At 69.9% G+C, this 21676-nt stretch carries 17 protein-coding genes; 11 read left to right on the top strand and 6 right to left on the bottom strand.

Annotated elements, in window-relative coordinates; translation table 11 throughout:
• Positions 1–344: 344 nt before the first annotated feature.
• Positions 345–1556 carry an oxygenase MpaB family protein gene (locus tag Ato02nite_RS46010; protein ID WP_213013051.1) on the bottom strand — a complete coding sequence of 404 codons (1212 nt, stop codon included), beginning with the start codon at positions 1554–1556 and terminating at the stop codon, positions 345–347.
• A gap of 168 nt (positions 1557–1724) precedes the next feature.
• Between Ato02nite_RS46010 and Ato02nite_RS46005 the strand changes: the two genes are divergently transcribed.
• Together Ato02nite_RS46005 and Ato02nite_RS46000 are read left to right on the top strand one after the other, a co-directional pair.
• Positions 1725–5672: an Ig-like domain-containing protein gene (locus Ato02nite_RS46005; RefSeq protein WP_246608141.1), complete on the top strand. Its 3948-nt coding sequence runs from the start codon at positions 1725–1727 to the stop codon at positions 5670–5672.
• A 200-nt stretch (positions 5673–5872) separates the two neighbouring features.
• Complete coding sequence (locus Ato02nite_RS46000) at positions 5873–7360, top strand: alkaline phosphatase PhoX (protein WP_213013050.1); 1488 nt, start codon at positions 5873–5875, stop codon at positions 7358–7360.
• A 3-nt stretch (positions 7361–7363) separates the two neighbouring features.
• On the opposite strand, the gene Ato02nite_RS45995 is transcribed toward Ato02nite_RS46000, so the two are convergent.
• Positions 7364–8200: a TolB family protein gene (locus tag Ato02nite_RS45995; RefSeq protein WP_213013049.1), complete on the bottom strand. Its 837-nt coding sequence runs from the start codon at positions 8198–8200 to the stop codon at positions 7364–7366.
• Positions 8201–8268: 68 nt separating this feature from the next.
• Here Ato02nite_RS45995 and Ato02nite_RS45990 point away from each other — a divergent pair, with 68 nt between their 5' ends.
• Entirely contained in the window at positions 8269–9240 is a 972-nt protein-coding gene (locus Ato02nite_RS45990) for an acetylxylan esterase (RefSeq protein ID WP_438873123.1), read from the top strand.
• Between the two features lie 328 nt (positions 9241–9568).
• On the opposite strand, the gene Ato02nite_RS45985 is transcribed toward Ato02nite_RS45990, so the two are convergent.
• Entirely contained in the window at positions 9569–11287 is a 1719-nt protein-coding gene (locus Ato02nite_RS45985) for a methyl-accepting chemotaxis protein (protein WP_213013048.1), read from the bottom strand.
• Between the two features lie 207 nt (positions 11288–11494).
• On the opposite strand from Ato02nite_RS45985, the gene Ato02nite_RS45980 reads away from it, so the two are divergent.
• From Ato02nite_RS45980 to Ato02nite_RS45945, 8 genes are read left to right on the top strand one after another with little or no spacing between them, the layout of a single operon-like run.
• Entirely contained in the window at positions 11495–12082 is a 588-nt protein-coding gene (locus Ato02nite_RS45980; RefSeq protein ID WP_213013047.1) for a chemotaxis protein CheW, read from the top strand.
• Positions 12079–12915, top strand: coding sequence for a CheR family methyltransferase (locus Ato02nite_RS45975; protein ID WP_246608140.1), 837 nt, complete (start codon positions 12079–12081; stop codon positions 12913–12915). The genes Ato02nite_RS45980 and Ato02nite_RS45975 overlap by 4 nt, the downstream gene beginning before the upstream one ends.
• A complete protein-coding gene (locus tag Ato02nite_RS45970) occupies positions 12908–13378 on the top strand; it encodes a hypothetical protein (protein ID WP_213013046.1) in 471 nt (156 codons plus the stop codon). Before Ato02nite_RS45975 ends, Ato02nite_RS45970 begins: the two co-directional genes overlap by 8 nt.
• Positions 13375–14433, top strand: coding sequence for a protein-glutamate methylesterase/protein-glutamine glutaminase (locus Ato02nite_RS45965; RefSeq protein ID WP_213013045.1), 1059 nt, complete (start codon positions 13375–13377; stop codon positions 14431–14433). Before Ato02nite_RS45970 ends, Ato02nite_RS45965 begins: the two co-directional genes overlap by 4 nt.
• On the top strand, positions 14426–15454 hold the full coding sequence (locus Ato02nite_RS45960; protein WP_213013044.1) for a methyl-accepting chemotaxis protein: 1029 nt from the start codon (positions 14426–14428) through the stop codon (positions 15452–15454). The genes Ato02nite_RS45965 and Ato02nite_RS45960 overlap by 8 nt, the downstream gene beginning before the upstream one ends.
• Before the next feature lie 9 nt (positions 15455–15463).
• Complete coding sequence (locus tag Ato02nite_RS45955; RefSeq protein ID WP_213013043.1) at positions 15464–15832, top strand: response regulator; 369 nt, start codon at positions 15464–15466, stop codon at positions 15830–15832.
• Complete coding sequence (locus Ato02nite_RS45950; RefSeq protein ID WP_213013042.1) at positions 15829–16092, top strand: STAS domain-containing protein; 264 nt, start codon at positions 15829–15831, stop codon at positions 16090–16092. Before Ato02nite_RS45955 ends, Ato02nite_RS45950 begins: the two co-directional genes overlap by 4 nt.
• Positions 16092–18248: a chemotaxis protein CheA gene (locus Ato02nite_RS45945; RefSeq protein ID WP_213013041.1), complete on the top strand. Its 2157-nt coding sequence runs from the start codon at positions 16092–16094 to the stop codon at positions 18246–18248. Before Ato02nite_RS45950 ends, Ato02nite_RS45945 begins: the two co-directional genes overlap by 1 nt.
• A 7-nt stretch (positions 18249–18255) precedes the next feature.
• Here the strand turns inward: Ato02nite_RS45945 and Ato02nite_RS45940 are convergent, their stop codons facing one another.
• Genes Ato02nite_RS45940 through Ato02nite_RS45930 form a run of 3 tightly spaced genes read right to left on the bottom strand, consistent with a single transcriptional unit; the run spans position 18256 to position 21643 of the window.
• Positions 18256–20454, bottom strand: coding sequence for an FtsX-like permease family protein (locus Ato02nite_RS45940; protein ID WP_213013040.1), 2199 nt, complete (start codon positions 20452–20454; stop codon positions 18256–18258).
• Positions 20451–21122, bottom strand: a complete 672-nt coding sequence (locus Ato02nite_RS45935) for an ABC transporter ATP-binding protein (protein WP_213013039.1) — start codon at positions 21120–21122, stop codon at positions 20451–20453. Before Ato02nite_RS45935 ends, Ato02nite_RS45940 begins: the two co-directional genes overlap by 4 nt.
• Entirely contained in the window at positions 21119–21643 is a 525-nt protein-coding gene (locus tag Ato02nite_RS45930) for a PadR family transcriptional regulator (protein ID WP_213013038.1), read from the bottom strand. The genes Ato02nite_RS45935 and Ato02nite_RS45930 overlap by 4 nt, the downstream gene beginning before the upstream one ends.
• Positions 21644–21676 lie beyond the last annotated feature (33 nt).

Below are 21676 nucleotides of genomic sequence, written 5' to 3'. Positions count from 1 at the left end.
CCGTTCGCGTTACGGACCCCCGAGAGCGGCGACCACCATGCGGGAGGTCGATGGCCGTCGCCCGGGACTGTTCGGGGGGCGTAGCCGTTGGTGGGCCGGTGGCATCGCCGCTGGGATAGGGCGATGGCGTGGATGGCGGCGTTGGGAGTGCGGTCGCCATCGTGAGTGAGGCGGTGCTGGATGGTTCGGCCTGAGCCGGCGGTTTGGCAGCCGGGCGGGCGCCGGGGTCGGGCCCGCCCGGCTGCGGCGCGCGGAGGGTGGGTTTCGCTCAGCGGGACTGAGTGTCACGGGACTCGTCCCGCTGCGTACGGGAAAAGGAGCGTGCGGGACAGGCCTGGCGCGACCTACGCCGGGCGGTTTCCGGTCGGGATGGTGATGGGTGTGTAGCTCGGCGACGTGCCGTTGTTCAGGAACAGCATGGCCAGGCCGCGGACGAACTGGTCGAACATCGAGAACGTGGTCGGCATGATCGGGGACAGTCCCTCGCGGAAGGCCACGTAGGTCGGCCAGCCCAGCTCGATCACGCTGCGCGACACCAGGTCGCGTGGCAGTTTCAGCCAGTCACCGACCTTGTCGCTGAGCAGGTAGCGGGCGAACTCGCGCTGGAAGCCCTGGGTGACTCCCAGGTCGACCTGCTTGACCAGTCCGAGCAGGACGTCGGCCAGGTTGATGCCCTCCGGGGTGGGCGCCATGATCGGTGTCAGCACGTAGGCCGACTGCTGTTTCGCGGCCGCCCAGCTGGCCGGGATGAAGTCGTCGCGCACGCCCAGCAGGTGCAGCGCGACCTGCCACATGTGCAGGAACGCGTCCTCCTCGGCGGCCGAGATCCGGATGCCCCAGGACTTCAGCTTGCCGTACACGAAGGTGCCGAGGCTGTGGAAGGTGACCAGGATGTCGCCGTTGCTGATCGGGATGAAGTCCTGGTCGTTGGTTACCGCCCGCCACTGCGGGGACTGTGGCAGCAGGTGGCGGACGGCGGCGTGGGTCAGGCGCGTCTTGTTCGAGGTGACCACGAAATGCCCGGTGGGCTGGAAGGCGTCGAGGGCGCTGAGGTCGTACCCGTACGTGAAGGTCTTGGCCGCCCTGGACTGCATCTCGGCGCCGCCGGCCGACCAGTAGACGTTGCGCGCCTCGCGCGGGATCACCGTGCTCATGATGCCACTGCCCAGGCCGTAGAGCAGGAAGAGGTACATGCTCATCCGCTTGTTGAACTGGGCGGCACGGGCCAGCTTGGCCTGGTCGGCCCACGACGGCAGGGTGTTGACCTGCTGGAGGTAGGCGGTGAGGTTGGCGGGCAGCCCGGCGGGCAGCGGGTCGCCGTTGTTGACCCAGGAGTCGAACGCTGTGTTGACGGCCGGGATCTGCCCGTTCTCGAGCAGTGCGGCGACGAGCGGGTCGGTGGCGTCGTCCCAGACTTTCCACGGGTCGGTGATGGTGTCGGTGCCGGCGATCGAGTTGGCGGACGACCAGGCCCATGCCTTGGTGGGGTCCGTCACGGTCGCCAGGCCCAGCGCGGCGCCGAGCGTCAGGACGCGCCGTCGGTTGAGATTTTGCATTCGCTTACCTACTTCCTGGTGGGCCGGAAGTCGAGTTCAGCTATGTGATTTTCCATTAACATAGCTGTGTCGGTATCGACGAGCAAGAGTCCCTGTCTTGATCATCAGCAACAGCTGTGCAGTCCATAAGAAACACCTGGGAAACGACTGATCCTTAGCGTCCCCGCCGTGTTCAACCTTTCAGTGCGGGCCACAGTGCTCTCGGTGATCGCCGCAGTCGCGGTCCCGATGGCGCTGGCAACCCCCTCGGCAGCGGCTGCCGCCACCGCAACAACGTCGACATCGTCGTCGGCTCTGCCTGACCCCACGGCCCGCGGACAATACGGGTACAAGGTCATCGAAGAAGCCAAATTCGGGCTGGCGACCATCCAGGAGCCCAACTCCGACGGCGCCGCACCGACCGCCGGCACGGCACAGGCGGCCGAGACTGTCGAAATTCGCGGTCAGCTCTACACGCCCGACTACAGCAAGCGGAAGACCCCGTCACCGGTGATCATCCTGGTGCACGGCAACCACGGCTCGTGCGACTCCGGCCAGGACTCCACGACCGCGACCTGCGCTCAGTTCAAGCACAACGAGAACGGCTACGCCTACCTCGCCGAGAACCTCGCGACCTGGGGATACACCACTTTCTCCATCTCGCAGGACCAGCTGATGATGCGGCAGGACAACAACAAGGGCAAAGGCATGCACAGCCGGCGTACGCTCATCGCCGCCACCCTTGACGCCATCACCGCGGCCAACAGGTCCAAGGGCCTGCCGCTCGACGCGCACACCACCATCGGCACCACGCTCTCCGGTCACCTCGACATGACCCGGATCGGCCTGATGGGACACTCGCGCGGCGGTGACGCGGTCACCAGCTTCCTGGACTACAACAAGATCCGCACCGACGGCCCGCGCTACCCGATCAGCGGCGTCATCTCGCTCGCGCCGGTCGACTACGAGCGCAAGGCGCCGACCGACCTTCCGTACCTGACGATCCTGCCGATGTGTGACGGCGACGTCTCCAACCTGCAGGGTGCGCGGTTCTTCGAGCGCGGCCAGTACACCGACCCGGACAACCCGTTCCCGCGGATCCAGGTCGAGCACCTCGGCGCGATCCACAACTGGTACAACACCGTGTGGTACGCCGACGGCGGCGCGGACGGCCAGGCCAACAACGACGCGGCCTGCGGCAACTCGGCGCCGTTCGCGACCACCAACATCCACCCGAACAACCTGCGGCTCAGCGGGGCGGCCAGCTACACCGACCCGGCGCGGAACTACGCGATCGACAACTCCGACCCGCTGAACCCGGCCGTCAACACCAAGATCTCGGGTGACGCGGCGCGGATGGGCGACCAGGAGAAGCTCGGCCTGGCCACGATGGCCGCGTTCGTGCGCCGCTACATCGGTGGTGAGGGCGCGTTCGAGGCCTACATGACCGGTGAGCTGTCGAACACCGCGACCGGCCTGCAGGTGCCCGCGTCGGCCTGCCCGACCAGCGAGTCCGGCACCCGCATCCCGTGCAACGAGCGGGTCAACACCACGTACTTCGCCGGCTCCCCGGAGCGGGTCGACGTGATCCGGCCGGAAATTCAGAACCCGCTGACGCGGAACGCGCTCGGCGGGGCGCTGAGCGGCAGTGGCTTTGCCGACCCGTACGCCCAAGCGGCCGGAGTGTCACCGAAGCCGGCGGCGACCGCTCAGGGTTTTGACTGGTGCAACCCGGAACCCGGGGAATTCGCGCCGGCCCAGCTCGGCAAGACCGGCCTGCCCACGGCGGCCAAGCAGTGCCCGCTGCCCGCGGCCACCGCGCTCGGCGGCCAGAACGCGGTCCGGGAGAACAGCCCGATCAACCAGTCCTACGGCCGTCAGCTCACGCTGGCCTGGGACGCCGCCTCGACGGCGAAGCTCACCGCCCGGATCCCGGCCGCGTCGGAGGACGTCAGCGGGCTGGAGGCGCTGTCGCTGAGCGCCGCGGTCAACTTCTTCGACACCCGCAACCCGGGGGCCGACAACCGTGGCGACAACACCAAGACCGGGACCACCGAGGCCCCGATCTGGGCGAACGAGAAGCCGACCTCCTACGACCCGGCGTCGACGACGCAGAACTTCGTGATCGCGCTGACCGACGCGTCCGGTCACGAGGCCACCGTGGACGCCGGCGACCCGCGCTGGGGCAACGCCCTGCACATGTCGACCGGCACCAACACGCCGAACACGCACATCGTGCTGGACCAGATCCGGGTGCCGCTGAGCGAGTTCACCAAGCAGGGCCTGAACACCGCCGCGCTTTCGAAGGTCGAGTTCCGCTTCGGTGAGGGCGACCGGCCGAAGTCCGGCTCGATCCAGCTGGCCGACGTGCGCTTCCAGGAGGCCAGGTCGGGCAAGCAGATCATGTCGGACGGCGCGACCAAGGCGAACGGCGCCGGCTACGGGCGGTACGCCTCCGGCGGGCCGGCCCCGGCCTCGTTCCTGCCCACGTCGAACACCGTCCAGCTCGCCGACACCGGCAACGTCTGGACCGTCGACGACGACCTGAAGCAGTGCCCGAACGCCCAGTTCAGCAAGATCCAGCAGGCCGTCGACTACGCGTCCCCGTGGGACACGATCGTCGTCTGCGCCGGCACCTACCAGGAGTCGTCGACCCCGGTCAACGCCACGTCCAACCCGGTCCAGGCCGGTGCGAAGAACGGCCTGACCATCAACAAGCCCCTGAAGATCAAGGGTGTCGGCGCCGGCCAGGTGACCATCGAACCCGATCAGTCGCTGGCCACCCTGGCCGGTGACGCGCCGTACCTGCGGGACGGCGGCGGCAACGTGATCACCGTGTCCCGGCAGTCGCTCGGCTCCACCGACACCAGTGAGATGTTCGTCGACATCTCCGGCGTCACGGTCACCTCGGGCAACGTCTGGGCCGAGGCCGGCATCGCCTACTTCGGCGCGGCCGGACGGGTCGCCAAGTCCGTCGTCGGACCGCTGAAGGTCGCCACCACCGACGAGGAGAAGGCCGCGCACCCGCACGGCTGGGGCATCGTCAAGACCGGCCTCATCCAGGGCGCCTCGGCTTCCACCGTGCAGAGCGAGCTCACCGTCGCCGGCAGCGTCGTCTCCGGCTACCAGTCCGGCGGCATCCTGTTCGACGGGGCCCGCGGCAAGGACGGCGCCGCCGACAACACGGTGCGGACCGGAATCATCTACCACGGTTACGTGACCGACACCGTGGTGCAGGGCCCGTCCGTAGGTATCAAGTACACGAGCGGTTTCGACGGCTCCGTGGACGACAGCCGGATCACCGGGAACGCGACCGGCATCCTGCTGGCCGACTCCGGCACGGTGACCGCGTCCGGCGACATCATCACCGGCAACAAGTACGCGGCCTACAACGCCGGCGCGGACGGCACGACCGTTCGGGAGGGCGCACCCTTCACCGTCGCGCGCAGCTACTTCGGCACGCTGAAGCCGCCGGTCTCCGGGGCCGACAGCACCGGCGCGGCCAGCGTCGTGGTGTCCAAGCCGTCCCTGGTGCCGCTGTTCACGGTGCCCACCGGGGTGGGCCGGGTCGCCGACAAGGACCCGGCCGCCGAGGTGGCCGAGCCCGGCAACGGGGCGAAGCTCACGGCCGGAACGGCGGTCTCCCCGCTGATCCGGGGCACCGACGACTTCGCCATCGCCTCGGCCACGCTGCTGGTCAACGGGGCCAAGGTCGGCACTTCGACGGTGGCGCCGTACGGCTTCAGCTGGACCCCCACCGTTGCTCTCGGCGGGAAGAAGGTCACGTTCCAGGCGCTCGTCGTCGACTCGGCCGGGAACAGGACCTGGTCGAAGCCGGTGACCGCAACGGTGGCCCCGGTGCCCACGGTGACGGTCACGAAGGTCGCCACGGACGCCAGGTCCGGCACGGCCGCGGTCACCGTCGCGGTGAACATGGCCGGCACGATCACCCTGTCCGGCGACCAGGTGGCCACGGCGACGAAGAAGGTGGGCGGCGCGAGCTCGCACACGCTGACCGTGACGGTCGCCCCCGCCTACCAGGAGATCCTGCAGAAGACCGGGAAGCTGGACGTGAACCTGACGGTCGCGTTCGAGGGCGCGACCCAGTCGCTGAAGGTGACCCTCATCAAGAAGTAATTCGGTAAACGGCCGCGCCGAGAGGTTTCCTCTCGACGCGGCCGTCTTAGGCTCCCCTTACATTGACGCTGGTCAGGGCATGAACGTCGCGCTTTCCCCACGCCTCGTTCGCCGCTGGTTAACCGGCGGTTCACTCCGGAATCGAAGGCTTCCCGGGAACGTGTTTCCCGTTGTCGGCGCATCCTGGAGAGTGTCCAATAATGACCATTTCACGTCGGCAGATCCTCAGTGGAGGGGCCGCGGCCGGGGTCGGCCTGACCGTCGCCGGAGCGCTGCCCACGCTCGCCGAGCCCGCGGCCGCGCACAGCTCGGCGGGGCACGGCGGCCGGCCGTTCCCGCCCCTGCAGGATGACCCGAACGGCATTCTGGCCCTGCCCGCCGGTTTCTCTTACAAGATCGTGACCCGGGAAGGCGTAAGCGATCTTTCTTCGGGTCAGGGCAAGACGCCCGCCTATCACGACGGAACCGGTGTGGTCGAGGCCGGGCGCAACCGCCTGACGGTCATCCAGAACCACGAAATGACGCCGCACATGTCCACGTACGGTGTTCCGCACATCGCCGGAACCGTCTACGACCCGGGCGCGCCGAATGCCGGTGGCTGCACGGTGATCCACACCGACGGCAACGGCAAGCTGGTCTCCGAGTGGGTCGGCATCTCCGGCACCGTGCGCAACTGCGCCGGCGGCGTCACCCCGTGGGGCACCTGGTACACCTGCGAGGAGACCTTCATCAACGCGGGCACGGCCTGGACGGCCGGCACCAACACCGGCACCTACGCCAAGGACCACGGGTACGTGTTCGAGGTGCTGCCGGGCGACTCGAAGCACCAGCTGCCCAAGCCGATCAAGGCGTTCGGGCGGTACGAGCACGAGGCGCTCGCCGTGGAGCCGAGTCGGCAGCGCGTCTACCTCTCCGAGGACGCCAGCGGCCCGACCGGCCTGTTCTACCGGTGGACCGCCCCGCACGGCGTACGCCTGCGTGAAGGTGCCGCCAACTGGCTGGGCGACACCGCCGGCAGGCTGGAGGCGATGCAGATCCGCCTCGACGACGGCAGTGTCCTGCCGGACGTGGCCTACCTGACGTCGGCGCAGATCGGGCGCCCGTTCAAGGTCACCTGGATCGAGGTGCCGGAGCGGGACGCGAAGACCACGCCGACCCGCAAGCAGTTCGCCGACGGCACGGTCACCCGCGGCAAGAAGTTCGAGGGTGTCTGGAGCACCGGCAAGGGCTGCTACATCGTCAACAGTTTCGCCTTCGCCGACGCCGACCTGCCGGCCGACGCCACCCGGCACGACGGCATGGTCTGGTTCTACGACTACGCCGACCAGACGATCACGCTGACCACGTACTTCCCGCACAACCCGGCCGCCGAGGGCGAGGGCGCCTTCCCGAAGTACGCCGACCTGACCTTCGACGGTCCGGACAACGTCACGGTTACCCCGTGGGGCACGCTCGTGCTGGCCGAGGACGGCGTCAAGGCCTCGCACGTGCTGAGTTCGGTGCCGGGTGGACCGACCTACGCGATCGCCCGCAACATGATCAGCAACGGCACCTCCAACGGCGCGCCGACCTATTCCGAGTTCACCGGCCCGACGTTCTCCCCGGACGGCCGCGTCCTGTTCGTCAACATCCAGGTCCCCGGCATCACGCTGGCGATCACCGGCCCCTGGGAGAAGTACCTCGGCTGACCCCTACCCCTCCGGGTAGTCCACGAAGGCGAACCGGTCTGAATCCGGGGACCAGCTGTTCACGTTGATCGTGCCCTGGCCGCCGGGCAGCCGCACGACCGTGCGCGGGGACTGCCAGCCGTCCGGTTCGACGAGGCGCAGTTCCACGCTCAGGTCGGCCGGGTGTCCGGTGGTCCCCGGCGGGTAGCTCAGGTAGACCGCGCGGCTGCCGTCCGGGGCGAAGTGCGGGAACCAGTTGACCCGCTCGTCGAAGGTGAGCTGCTGAACGCCGGTTCCGTCCGGGCGGATCCGGGCGATCTGGGCGTTCGGGCCGAACCGTTCGGTGTTGAAGTAGATCCACTCGCCGTCCGGCGTGTATTCCGGGCCGTCGTCGGTGCCTCCCGGCGCCGTCAGCCGGGTGTCCCGCTCGCCGTCGACCCCGATCGTCCAGAGGCTGGCCGTGGCCCAGTCCGGCCGGTCGATGCCGACGTAGGCGAGGATTTCGCCGTCCGGGCTCACCCCGTGCAGGAAGTGCATCCGGCCGGCCGAGGTCACCCGGCGCACCGCGCCGCCCCGCAGCGAGGCCTCGTAAATGTGCCCGTCGTTGGCCGAGACATAGATGGTCTCGCCGTCCGGCGCCGGCACGTGGTCGTTGTTCAGCTCCGGGACGCCGTCCAGCCGGATCTGCCGCGGCGGCTCCGAGCCGTCGGCCGGCAGGCTCCAGAGCAGCCCGTCGCCGTTGAGGATCAGGCGGCCGTCGGCGGTCCAGTTGGGCGCCTCGAAATGCACGGCCGAGCTGGTGTGCACCAGGGTGGTGGCGGCGGTGGTCACGTCGTACACCTGAATCCTGCAGATCTTCACCCGCCGAAACCTACCCGCCGCATTAGCCTGGTGCGGCGTTCAGGAACGGCCACGGAAGGAAACTCACTTTGCTGACTGACCTCGCGCCCGAGCAACTCGCGACCTATCGCAGCGCGCAGATCGACCCCGCCGACTTCGACGACTTCTGGGCCGGCACGCTGGCCGAGGCCGCGAAGCACGACGTCGACGTACGGATGACCGAGGTGCCGACCGGTCTGCGCACCATCACGACGTACGACGTCACGTACCGCGGTTACGACGGTCAGGACGTACGAGCGTGGCTGCGCCTGCCGACCGGCGTCACCGGCCCGCTGCCGGCCGTCGTGCAGTACGTCGGGTACGGCGGCGGGCGCGGGCACGCCCTGGAGAACCTCTTCTGGGCCTCGGCCGGCTTCGCCCATCTGCAGATGGACACCCGTGGCCAGGGCTCGGGCTGGAGTCTCGGCGTCACCCCGGACGACGCACCGTCCCCGCCGCAGGTGCCGGGCGTGCTCACCCGGGGCATCCTCGACCCGGCGACCTACTACTACCGCCGGATGTTCACCGACGCGGTCCGGGCCGTCGACGCCGCCCGCGGCCTGGAGGTGGTCGACCCCGACCGGATCGCGGTGGTCGGCGGCAGCCAGGGTGGCGGCACCGCGCTCGCCGTCGCCGGCCTGCGCTCCGACCTGGCCGGGGTCGCGGCGTACGTGCCGTTCCTGTGCGATTTCCCGCGCGCCGTCCGGGCCACCGACTCCTACCCGTACCGGGAGATCATCGACTACCTCAAGGTGCACCGCGGCGAGGACGAGCAGGTGCACCGCACCCTCGCCTACTTCGACGGCGTCAACTTCGCGCGGCGCGCGACCGCTCCGGCCCTGTTCTCCGCCGCCCTGCGCGACGCCGTCTGCCCACCGTCCACTGTCTACGGTGCCTACCACGTCTACGGCGGCCCCCGGGAGATCCGGGTCTGGGAGTACAACGGCCACGAGGGCGGCGGCATCCTCGACGAGGAGGCCGCACTCCACTTCCTGCGTACCCACCTGGGCGGAGCCGCTTAGAGGTCTTTTCGGGCCGGGGCCCCGCCAATATCCAGAGGACGAAACCCCAGCCCCAGCCTCGGTGCGCTTTCGATCAAACCTTTTCCGTACGGGCCGGCTCAGTCCCGTGGCACGCGGTCCCGGCCGGTGCATCTCACCCTCCGCGCGCCCGCTGCGGGCGGGCCCGGCCCGCCCCTGGCTGCGCCGTGTGGTTGCGCGAGAGTCGCGGCACGTGCCGGTGTTGCAGGCTGGTCGCGGTGTGGCGGCGGTCGGGGGTGGTTGCGGTTGTTGACGGTGTTGCCCGTACCGGAAAAGGGTTTGGATCTCGCGACCCTGACCGCAAAGGCGCCTAGAAGCGGTCGAACTTTGCTTCCAGGTCGGCGGGCGGGGCGCCGGCCGCGCTCAGCGCGGGCGCCGCGTTCTCGTTGTAGCCGGCACCGTCCCGGCCGGATCGGTACGTGTTGTTGGACCAGGCCGCGGCGGCCCGCGCGCCGGCGTGCTCCGCCATGCGCGGGCTCGACGATCGGCCGGCGGCGCCGGTGTGGAAGAAGTCCATCAGGGCGGTTAGTTGCGCGGTCTGCGCCGACATCTGCTCGGCGGTGGCGGCCAGCTCCTCGCTGGAGGAGGCGGTCTGCTCGGTGACCTTGCCGATCTGGGTCATCGCGATGTTGATCTGCCGAACCCCGGTGGACTGCTCCCCGCTCGCCGCGGCGATCTCCTGCACCAGGTCGGAGGTACGGATGATGCTCGGGATGATGGTGGAGAGCAGGTCGCCGGCGCGTTCCGCGGTCTGCACGCTGCCGGCTGCCAGCTCGCTGATCTCCTGAGCCGCGATCTGGCTGCGTTCGGCGAGCTTGCCGACCTCGCTGGCCACCACCGCGAAGCCCTTGCCGTGCTCGCCGGCCCGGGCCGCCTCGATGGTGGCGTTGAGCGCCAGCATGTTGGTCTGGAACGCGATGTCGTCGATGATCCCGATCTTGCTGGTGATCTCCTTCATCGCCGCTACGGTGCGCTGCACGGCGTCGCCGCCCTCCTGGGCCTCGGCCGCCGTGGTGGTGGCGATGCCCTCGGTGGCGGTGGCGTTCTCGCTGTTCTGGCTGATGCCCGCGGTCATCTGCTCGATGCTCGCGGTGGTCTCCTCCACGCTGGCCGCCTGTTCGGTGGCGGCCTGCGACAGGCTCTGCGACGCGCCGCTGATCTGCAGGGAGGCGCTGTTGAGCTGGGCCGCGGACTCCACCACCGTGCTGACCGTCTCGCCGAGCCGGCCGAGCGCACTGTTGAGGGCGGTGCCCATCCGGCCGACCTCGTCCCGGCCGGCCACCGCGACCCGCTGGTCGAGGCGACCCTGCGCCAGCCCGGTGAGCACGTTGACCGTCTCGTTGAGCGGCCGGGCGACGGCGCGGGTGATGAGCTGGACCACGGTGAACGTGACGACGAGCGCCACCAGGATCAGGATGATCAGCATCAGCCGCGCGGTGGTGTAGGCGCTCGCGGAGTCGTCCAGCGATTTCTTGGCCGCGTCGTCGTTACGGGTGATGAGGTTGTCCACCGAAGTGGCGATGGTTTCGGACACCGGAGTGACGTCGCTGGCGACGACCTTGTTGAACTGGGCCAGATTGTTCGCCACCGCGAGTGGCTTGAGCTTGTCGGTGACCAGTTTCTTGTACGTGGTCCAGCCGGTCAGGAACGCCTTCTCGTCGGTGTCGGTGCTGGAACTGCTGGAGAAACTGGCCCACACCTGGTCGAGCGTCGAGATCGACGTATCGAGATTGGTGACCGCGGTGTCGGTCTCCGCCCCGGCACTCGCCATCGCGACGCTGCGCAGCTTCAGCCGCACGTCGAGGTAGTCCGAGGAGACCTCGCCGAGAAGGCGTACGTCGTGCAGGTTGTTGCTGTAGAGGTTCGACAGCCGGTCCTGGGTGCGGCCGAGCTGGACGATTCCCACCAGCCCGATCGCGATCAGCAGCACGCCGACCACACCGGCGAGGCCGCGCAGTTTCCAGGCGATCGGCATGTCCCGGAACCCGGATCGGCCGCGGTGCTGGCGTGTTTCCGACGACTCTGCCATGGAACGAATCCCCCATCCGGCCCGGCCGGGCCCCCGCCACGACGGGCTCAGCTTATCGACGCGCGCTTCCCGGAGTGCCGGAATGAATTGAATGTCTGACCGGAACCAGACACCCGGCCGTATTCGGGGCCGAGTCCCGGAATCGGCGCGGGTGCCCCGGAAAAATCTGATCGAATGCGAGGAGGTGCGGGGTGAAGGGGGCCAACTGTGAACACGGTTACCGAGGCCGGGCGGTACCTGACGTTCACGCTCAACGGCGAGGCATACGCGCTCGACATCTTCCACGTGACGGAGATTCTCGAGTACCGATCCTTGACCGTGGTGCCGATGATGCCGGACTTCATCCGGGGCGTGATCAATCTGCGCGGCCGGGCGGTTCCGGTCATCGATCTCGCCATCCGGTTCGCCCGGGGCAACACCGCCATCGGTCGTCGCACCAGCATCATCATCGTGCACATCCAGGACCCGTCGCTGGCCGAGATCGCCGAGGTGGACTCGGACGACAAGGGCATCGCCGACGGCCAGGACATCGGCGTCCTGGTGGACACGGTCACCAAGGTGGTCACGCTGTCGCCCGACGACATCGAACCGGCACCGGCGTTCGGGGCCGGGATCCGCGCGGACTACATCAGCGGGATGGCCCGCCGCGACGACGACTTCCTCATCCTGCTCGACATCAGCCACGTGCTGTCGATCAGCGACATGGTCCGGCTCAGCGATCTCGCCCAGGAACCGGCGATCGACCGCGCGCCGATCGAGGGCGGTGGCGTACCGGCCGGGCCGGGAGCGCCGTGACCGCCCCGAATTCTCACCTGCGGACGATCAGCGGCGATGACTTTCGATACATCACCGGCGTGCTGCACGAGCACACCGGCATCTGGCTCGCGCCGGGCAAGGAGGCCCTGGTCGCCGGCCGGCTGGATAAGCGGATCCGGGCGCTGGGCCTGACCGGCTACTCCGACTACGTACGCCTGTTGCGCGACCGCCACGACGAGGCGGAACTGCATCACTTGATCAACCTGCTCACCACGAACGAGACGTACTTCTTCCGGGAGGCGCAGCACTTCGAGTTCCTGCGCCGGGAGGTGCTGCCGAGACGCCGGACCGGGCGGGTGTTCCGGATGTGGAGTGCGGCCAGCTCGACCGGCGAGGAGGCGTACACGGCGGCGATGGTGCTGGCCGACACGCTGCCGGCCGGCTCCTGGGAGATCGTCGGCACGGACATCTCCACCCGGGTGGTGGAGAGCGCCCGGGCGGCGCTGTACCCGATCGAGGCGGCCGAGCGGATCCCCCGGCAGCTGCTGCGGCAGTACTGCCTGAAGGGCCGCGAGGAGTACAAGGGCCTGATGACGATCACCCCGGAGCTGCGGTCGCACGTGCAGTTCCACCGCCGCAACCTGATCGAGGACTTCAGCCGGCTGGGCCGCTTCGACGTGATCATGCTGCGCAACGCGATGATCTACTTCAACCTGGAGACGAAGCGGTCGCTGGTCCCCCGGCTGCAGGAGATGCTGGTTCCCGGCGGGCACCTGATCATCGGCAGTTCCGAGTCGCTCAACGCGATCCCGTCGCAGATGCGCATGGTGGAACCGTCGATCTACCGGCTGGACGGCGACGGCCGTGGCTGACGTCTTCCTGCACCCCGGCGACTATCACTTCGGTGGCGCCGACACCCGCATCCACACGGTGCTGGGTTCGTGCGTCTCGATCACGGCGTGGCATTCCGGCCTGCGGATCGGCGGCATGTGCCACTACATGCTGCCGGGCCGCTGCCCCGGCAACGCCGGCCCGCCGGACCCCCGCTACGCGGACGGCGCGATCGGCCTTTTCCTGCGCGACATCCGGCTGGCCAGAACCACCCCCGCACAGTACGAGGTGAAGATGTTCGGTGGCGGTGAGCAGTTCCCCGGGCTGGACATCCCGTCTCCGCTCGACGTCGCCGGGCACAACATCGAGACCGGAATGGCCCTGCTCGAACAGAACGGCTTCCATCTGACCGTACGCGAGCTGGGCGGCACCGGCGCACGGCGGCTGATCTTCGACATCGCCAACGGTGACGTCTGGCTGCGCGCACTCGGGGCCACCGCATGACCGGGCGCATCGGGGTGCTGATCGTGGACGACTCGGCGGTCGTCCGGCAGGTGCTGTCCGCCCGCCTGCGAGGAAGTCCCGGTATCGAGGTCGTCGGCGCCGTACCCGACCCGATCTTCGCCATGGAACACATGAACAAGGCCTGGCCGGACGTCGTGGTCCTGGACATCGAGATGCCCCGGATGGACGGGCTCACCTTCCTGCGAAAGATCATGGAGGTACGCCCGACGCCGGTGGTGATCTGCTCGACGCTGACCCGCCGCACCGCCGACGTCTCCCTCCAAGCCCTCGCCGCCGGCGCCGTCGCGGTCATCGCCAAGCCGACCACCGGGCTGAAGAAGTTCATCGAGGACGACGGCGGCGACATCGTGTCCGCGGTCCGGGCGGCCGCCGCCGCCGGGCAGCGCCGCAAACCACGGCTCGTCCCGGCCGGTGCCCCGGCGCCGATGGCCCCGCCCTCGGCGCCGCGGACCCGGTTGCCGGCGTCGCAGGAGGAGCGGCTGATCGCGATCGGCACCTCCACCGGCGGCACCCAGGCGCTGGAGGTGGTGCTGCCGGCGCTCGCCCCCGGCGGCCCGGGCGTGGTGGTGGTGCAGCACATGCCGGAGAAGTTCACCGCGGCGTTCGCGGCCCGGCTCGACACCATGTGCCGGGTACACGTCCGGGAGGCGCAGGACGGCGACCCGGTGCTGCCCGGCCAGGTGCTGATCGCGCCGGGCGGCCGCCATCTCGAGGTCCTCCGGACGGACACCCGCTACCGGGTGCGGGTCTTCGACGGGCCACCGGTCAACCGGCACCGGCCCTCGGTGGACGTGCTGTTCCGCTCGGTCGCGAAGGTTGCCGGCCCCGCCGCGCTCGGCGTGATCATGACCGGCATGGGCGACGACGGCGCCCGCGGCCTGCTGGAGATGCGCCGGGCCGGCGCCTACACCGTGGCGCAGGACGAGGCGACCTGCGTGGTGCACGGCATGCCCCGGGAAGCGGTCGCGCTCGGCGCCGTGGACCGCGAGTCGCCCCTTCCCCAGATCGCGGAGGTGATCCACCACCATGGCTGAGACATTCGTCGCGGTGATCGCACTGGCTGCCGGATTCGGGGCCGGGTACCTGACACGGGGCCGCCGGCGCGGCCCGTCCGCGTCGCTGCTACCACCGGACCGGTACGCGGAGAGCGTGACGGAGTTCGCCGACGCGGTCGCGCCGGTGTGGTCGGCGCAGATCGACTCGTCGCGCACTCAGATGGAGACGGCCGTCGGGCAGCTCACCGAGACGTTCGGCGGCATCGTCGAGCACCTCGACTCCGTGCTGACGTCGTCGTCCGGCGTTCTGGACGAGGGGCAGGGCGGCACGTTCGACCGCAGCCGGCAGCGCCTCGGCGACGTGGTGGGCACGCTCGACCAGGCACTGACCGCGAAACGTGAGTCGCTGGGCGAGCTCCACTCGCTGCTCAGCCTCAACGAGGAACTGCGGCAGATGTCGAGCGAGGTGACCCGGATCGCCGCGCAGACCAACCTGCTGGCCCTCAACGCCGCGATCGAGGCCCAGCGGGCGGGCGAGGTGGGCGCGTCGTTCGGCGTCGTGGCCCTGGAGGTCCGCCAGCTCGCCGACCGGTCGCAGAACACCAGCGCGCGGATGGTCGAGAACGTGGACCGGGTGGCCGCGGCGATCACCTCGGTGCTGGCCACCGCCGAGTCCAGCGCCGAACGCGAGGGCAACGCGGTCGCCCACGCCAACGGTGAGGTGCAGGCCGTCCTCGACGATCTGATGGACATGCTGTCCCGGATCCGGGACTCCTCGCAGCAACTGGAGCAGGCCGCCGTCGGGATCCGCGGGGAGATCGGCGATTCCCTGGTCAACCTGCAGTTCCAGGACCGGGTCAACCAGATGCTGGAGCACCTGCGGGACAACATCGTGCGCTTCCCCGAGCTGGCCGCCGACGCGGCGACCGGCGCCGCGGTGCTCGACGCCCGCATTCTCCTCGACGATCTCGCGTCCAAATACACGATGGCCGAGGAGCACCAGGCCCACAGCTCCGGGTCGGCCACCAAGGTATCCGAATCCGAAATCACGTTCTTCTAGGAGACGACGATGGCCAAGACCATTCTCATCGTGGACGACTCGGCGTCGGTACGACAGGTCGTCAGCATCGCCCTGAAGGGCGCCGGCTACGAGGTGATCACCGGTAACGACGGCAAGGACGCGCTGACCAAACTGAACGGGCAGCGCATCCACCTGATCATCTCGGACGTGAACATGCCCAACATGGACGGGATCACCTTCGTGGCCGAGGCGAAGAAACTGCCCGCCTACAAGTTCACCCCGATCATCATGCTCACCACGGAATCGCAGGAGGACAAGAAGCGCCAGGCCCAGGCGGCCGGCGCCAAGGCCTGGGTGACCAAGCCGTTCCAGCCCGAGCAGATGCTCAGCGCGGTGGCGAAGCTGGTTCAGCCATGACGGCACCGCGCCGATTCGTCGTCGACGAGGAGCTGACCATCGTCACCGCGGCCGATCACCGGGAGCGGCTGCTGGCCTTCCTCGGTGACGGCAACGGCGTACGCGTCGATCTGTCCGGGGTGGCCGATCTCGACACCGCCGGCCTGCAGGTGCTGATGATGACGCGCAACGAAGGCGTACGGCTGAATCTGCCGGTCGAATTCACCGAGCCCAGCCCGGTCGTCACCGAGGCCTTGGCACTGACCCGCCTGGAGCTGTGATGGCCCTCGACGACGACATGCGCGAAGCGCTCGACATGTTCATCACCGAGGCCCGGGACCTGGTGCAGGGCCTCGAGGAGGGCCTGCTGGAGCTGGAGGACCAGCCGGGCGGCGGCGAGACGGTGAACGCGGTGTTCCGGGCCGCGCACACCCTCAAGGGCTCGTCCGGGCTGTTCGGGCTGCAGCACCTGGTCGAGTTCACGCACGTCGTGGAGACCGTGCTGGGGTCCGTCCGGGACGGCGTGCTGGACGTGACGCCGGGGCTGGTCAGCGCGCTGCTGCCGTGCACCGACCACATCTCCGCGATGATCGAGGGCCTGGCCGGTGGCCGGCTCGAACCGGACGCCGCACAGGCCGCCGACGGCGCCCGGCTCCTGGCCGGTCTGGAGCCGTACCTCGCGGACGGCAGCGCCATGACGGCCGGGCCGGTCGTGGCCGCGCCCGACGCACCGCCGCCGGAGATGGCCTGGCGGCTGGTGCTGCACTTCGGCGAGGACTGCCTGCGCAACGGCATGGACCCGCTGTCGTTCCTGCGGTACCTGTCCACGCTCGGCACGGTCACCGGCGTCGTCACGGTCACCGACCGGCTGCCGGAAGCCGCCGACATGGACCCCGAGTCCTGCTACCTGAGCTTCGAGGTGGACCTGGTCACCGCGGCCCCGAAGACCGAGATCGAGGCGGTCTTCGACTTCGTCCGCGAGGACAGCGACATCCGGATCACCCCGGCGGAGAGCCAGTTCGACACGTACGTCCGGGCCATCCGCGCCATGCCGGAGAACGACCGGATCGGCGACGTGCTGATCACCAGCGGCGCGGTCACCGAGCTGGAGATGGCCGAGGCGCTGCGCATCCAGCAGGAACGGGTGGTCCGGGAGGGCAACCAGCCGGTACCCATCGGCGAGATCCTGATCGAGCAGGGGATCGTGCCGCGCGCCATCGTGGACGCGGCGCTCACCCGCCAGCGGCGGACCACCGAGACCCGCTCGCAGGACACCCGCACGATCCGGATCGACGCCGCCCGCCTGGACAAGCTCATCGACCTGGTCGGCGAGCTGGTGATCGCCCAGTCCAGCACCGGCATCCCGAACAGCGCCGGGCCGGACACCTCCAGCGAGGCGCAAGGCGAGGTGATGCGGCTGGTCGACGAGGTGCGGCACAGCGCGCTGTCGCTGCGGATGGTCCCGATCGGCACGACGCTGCGCCGGTTCGAGCGGGTGGTCCGCGACGTCTGCATGGAACTGGGCAAGGAGGTGTCCCTGGTGATCACCGGCGGGGACGCCGAGATGGACAAGGCGCTGGTCGAGCGGATCAGCGACCCGCTGCTGCACCTGGTGCGCAACTCGCTGGACCACGGCATCGAGCCGGCCGGGGAACGGCGCAAGCACGGCAAGGCGCAGCAGGGCACGCTGCGGCTCAACGCCTACCACGACGCCGGCAACATCGTGATCGAGGTGGCCGACGACGGCCGCGGCCTGGACCGCGAACGCATCCTCGCCAAGGCGATCGAACGCGAGCTGGTCGCGCCCGGCACCACGCTGACCGACTCCGAGGTCTACAACCTGATCTTCGAACCCGGCTTCTCCACCGCCGAGACCGTCTCCAACCTGTCCGGCCGGGGCGTGGGCATGGACGTGGTGAAACGCAACGTCACCGCGCTGCGGGGCAGCATCGAGGTGGAGACGGCCCGCGGCATCGGCACCACGATCCGGATCCGGCTGCCGCTCACCCTGGCGATCATCGACGGCTTCCTGGTCGGGGTCGGCCCGTCCTCGTTCATCGTGCCCCTCGACCGGGTTACCGAATGCGTCGAGCTGCCGCCCGGCCCGCTCGGCCGCGACTGCATGAACCTGCGCGGCGAGGTCCTGCCGTTCATCCGGCTGCGGCAGATCTTCGGGGTGCCCGGTCAACCGGCACGGCGCCAGAACGTGGTGATCGTCGAGCAGTCCGGGCAGCGTACCGGTCTCGTCGTGGACAGCCTGCTGGGCGAGTTGCAGACCGTGATCAAACCGCTCGGCATCCTTTTCAGCCGGGTGAAGTGCATCAGCGGCTCCACCATTCTCGGCAACGGCGAGATCGCCCTCATCCTCGACGTGGGACCGCTGATCGCCGGCCATTCCGACCGGGAACAGACCCGCCAGGCCGTCCCGGTCGGCTGAGCCGTCGCTACTCGTTGCGGGCCGTCTCGGGGCCGGTTATCCGGCGCAGCAGCGGCAGGGTCGAGGCGATGATGGCCAGCGACGCGACCAGGCCACCGAGCACCAGCAGGTAGTAGGCGGGCCCGGGCGAGTGCAGCGAGTAGTCCATCTGGGCCCGCAGGAACAGGTGGGCGGTCAGGAAGCCCATCCCGATGGCCAGCGCCGCGACCAGCAGCAACGGCACCGTGCTCTCCAGCGCGACCACCTGCCTCAGGGTGGCCAGCCGGGCGCCGGTCAGGCGCAGCATGCTGAACGGCCGTTTCCGCTCGGTGAGGCCACCGGCGACCGCGACCGCGAGGCTGCACCCGGCGATCGGCAGGCTGGCCAGGATGACCACGTTGGCCAGCTGCTGCCACTGGACCAGCTGTTTGCCGAAGTCGCCCTGGAACTCGCCGTTGGTGGCGGGCAGCATCTCGCGACCGGGATAGGCGTTCTCGAGGATGGTCCGGGAGCGTTCGATGGCCGCGGCGCTGCCGTCGGTCTGCACCACGACCGACAGGATCGGCTGCTCGGCCAGCTCGGCCGGGGTCACCGCGCTGGCCTGCCACACCGTCACCGGCGCGATGGTCCCGCCGTCGTGCTGCCCCTGGAGATCCTGGCTCACCTCGGCCACCTGGGCGCCGGGCGGGCACCGGCCGAACAACGGGCGGGACGCGAGCTCCGAGCACGCGATCAGCCCGGGCCCGACCGGGCTGTCGGTGTCCGCCTGGAAAACCGGGTTGTGCCGGGTGACCAGGAGGCCGGGCAGCGCGGGCGGCGGGGCGATGCTCTCGTCCGTGCCCGGCCAGAAACTCTGGACCAGCGCCACGTCGGCGGCCGAGCCGCCTTCGACCGGCGCGCCCCGGTTGTCGACCAGGGTGGTGATGATGCCGCTGGCCACCGCGGTCACGAACAGCGCGAGCATCAGCCCGCTCACCGCCCGGAAGCCGGCCTGCGGGTTGTCGGCCAGGCGCCGCCCGGCGATCAGCGCGGCCGGCCGGCGGGCCCGGCCGGCCAGCAGCCGCGCCCCGGCCATGGTCAGCCACGGCCCGGCGACGACCATGCCGATCATCACGGCGAAGATCCCGGTCAGGTACGCGGTGGTCTGCCCGTTCGTGGTCGCCGGTCGCCGGCCGACGAAGTAGGCCAGCTCGGCCACGCCCAGCACCACCAGGGTCAGCCGCCAGGCCCGCGGCGGTTTCGGGGTGACCCGGCGGGTGACGCCGAGCGGCGAGATCCGCACCCGGCGCAGCGCGACCCGGGCGGCCACCGCCGCGGCGACCGGAACCCCGATCACCACCGCCAGGACGTCGCGCAGGCCGAGCGACAGGTCACCGGTGAAGAACGCCGTCTCGGTGAACGTGATCGTGGCCATCCCGGGCCGCAGGGCGAAGAAGACCCCGAAACCGGCGATCAGGCCGACCACCGTCGCGAGGGTCGCCTCCACCGTCGCGATCAGCGAGATCTGTGGCGGGGTGGCGCCGATCAGCCGCATCGCCGCGAAGCGCTGCTCGCGGCGGGTGGCGGACAGCCGCGTCGCCGTACCGATGAACATGAGCAGCGGGAAGATCAGCGCGACGGCCACCACCGACAGCAGCAACACCATGCCGTCGCTGTCGGTGCCGACCCGGCAGCTCGAACAACCGCTCGGATCGAGCGACGCGATCCGGGTCACCCGGTGGACGCCGGGCAGCCCGGACAGGTGCTCCGGGGTGTCGCCGGCCACCACCACCAGGGCGTCCGGGCCGGGCAGACCGGGCGCGCCGATGGTGCCGAGCAGGTGCTCCGGGAACCGGTCGGCGAGCTCGTCGGCCGGGGTGGACCGCAGTTCACGGGCGAGGGCGGGCGACGCATAGAACTCCCCCGGGCCGGGCAGTCGCGGGATGCCCGGCGGCACCGGTTCCTCCGGGCCGGTGGCGGCGACGTCGACCCGGGCGATCCGGTCGCCGTGGAAGTAGTCGCCGCGCAGCAGCCACCAGGCCGGATCGGCGGTGCCCGGCCCGTCGGTGTCGACCACGCCGGTGTTGAGCCACGCGTACCGCTCGTTCTGCGTCTGCACCGCGTTGAGCCCGGCCACCGTGCTCAGCAGCAGACCGGTCCCGATGGCGACGGCGACCACGATGATGGCGAGCCGCAGCACGGCCTCGCGCCCGCCGGCCAGGGCGAGGCGGAGCCCCAGCCGGATCACGGGTGCACCAACGACGTGACCTTGCCGTCGCGCACGATGACTTCCCGATCGGCGTACGCCGCGACCCGAGCCTCGTGGGTGACCACGACGACGGTGGTTCCCTCCGCCCGGGCCGAGCCGACCAGCAGGTCCATCACCTGCTCGCCGGTCAGCGAGTCGAGCGAGCCGGTCGGTTCGTCGGCGAACAGGACCCGGGGACGGGCGACCAGCCCTCGTGCCAGCGCGACGCGCTGGGCCTGGCCGCCCGACAGCTCGCCGGACCGGCGGCGTTCGAGACCGTCGAGCCCGAGCCGCTCGAACCAGGCGCGGGCCGCGCGCAACGCCGGCTCCCGGCGGGTGCCGGCCAGCAGCAGCGGCAGTGCGACATTTTCCTCGGCGGTGAGCTCGGGAACGAGCTGCCCGAACTGGAAGACGAACCCGAACCGGTCGCGGCGCAGCGCGCTGCGCCCGTTCTCGCCCAGCGTGTCGACCCGCCGGCCGTCGAAGTGGATCTCCCCCGCCTGCGGCACCAGGATGCCGGCCAGGCAGTGCAGCAGCGTCGACTTGCCCGAGCCGCTCGGCCCCATCACCGCGAGGATCTCACCGGCCCGCACCGCGAGGTCGGCGCCGCGCAACGCCGGCGTCCGGCCGAACGCGAGCTCCACCCCGCGCGCCTCGATGATGGTCACCGCCGGACCTCCCGGCGCAATGCGTCCAGCCGGGCGACCGTGGTGTCGATCCACCGCAGGTCGGCCTCCAGGTGGAACAGGCCGTGGTCGGCGAGCAGCCCGTCGACCAGGCCGCCACCCCGCTTGATCTCGGTCAGTTCGCGCATCCGCTGCAGGTGGGCGGCCCGCTGGGCATCCAGATAGTCCTCGGCCGGGCGCTCCAGCATCAGGGCCAGGACGACCTTGGAGAACAGGATGCTCTGCAGGTTGGGCTCGGGGGTGACCGGCTCGGCCAGCCAGGCATTCACCTCGGTGGCGCCCTGCTCGGTGATGACGTAACGCTTGCGGTCGGGGCCGTCGCCCGGCTCGGCCTCGTTCATCACGATCTTGCCGTCCCGGGCGAGGCGCCCGAGGGTCGAATACACCTGCCCGAACGGCAGCGGCTTCCCCCGGCCGAAGAACGTGTCGTAGTCGCGCTTGAGGTCATAGCCATGACTGGGCTCGCGCTCAAGCAGCCCCAGCAGTGTCAGCGGAACGCTCATGCGGCGACACTACACCGAGGGTATACCTCGCGT

Origin of the sequence: Paractinoplanes toevensis (assembly GCF_018332695.1) — a bacterium.
GTDB classification, from domain to species: Bacteria; Actinomycetota; Actinomycetes; order Mycobacteriales; family Micromonosporaceae; genus Actinoplanes; species Actinoplanes toevensis.
Note: the sequence above shows the minus strand (reverse complement) of the source record. Positions and strands in the feature narration are given on the sequence as shown.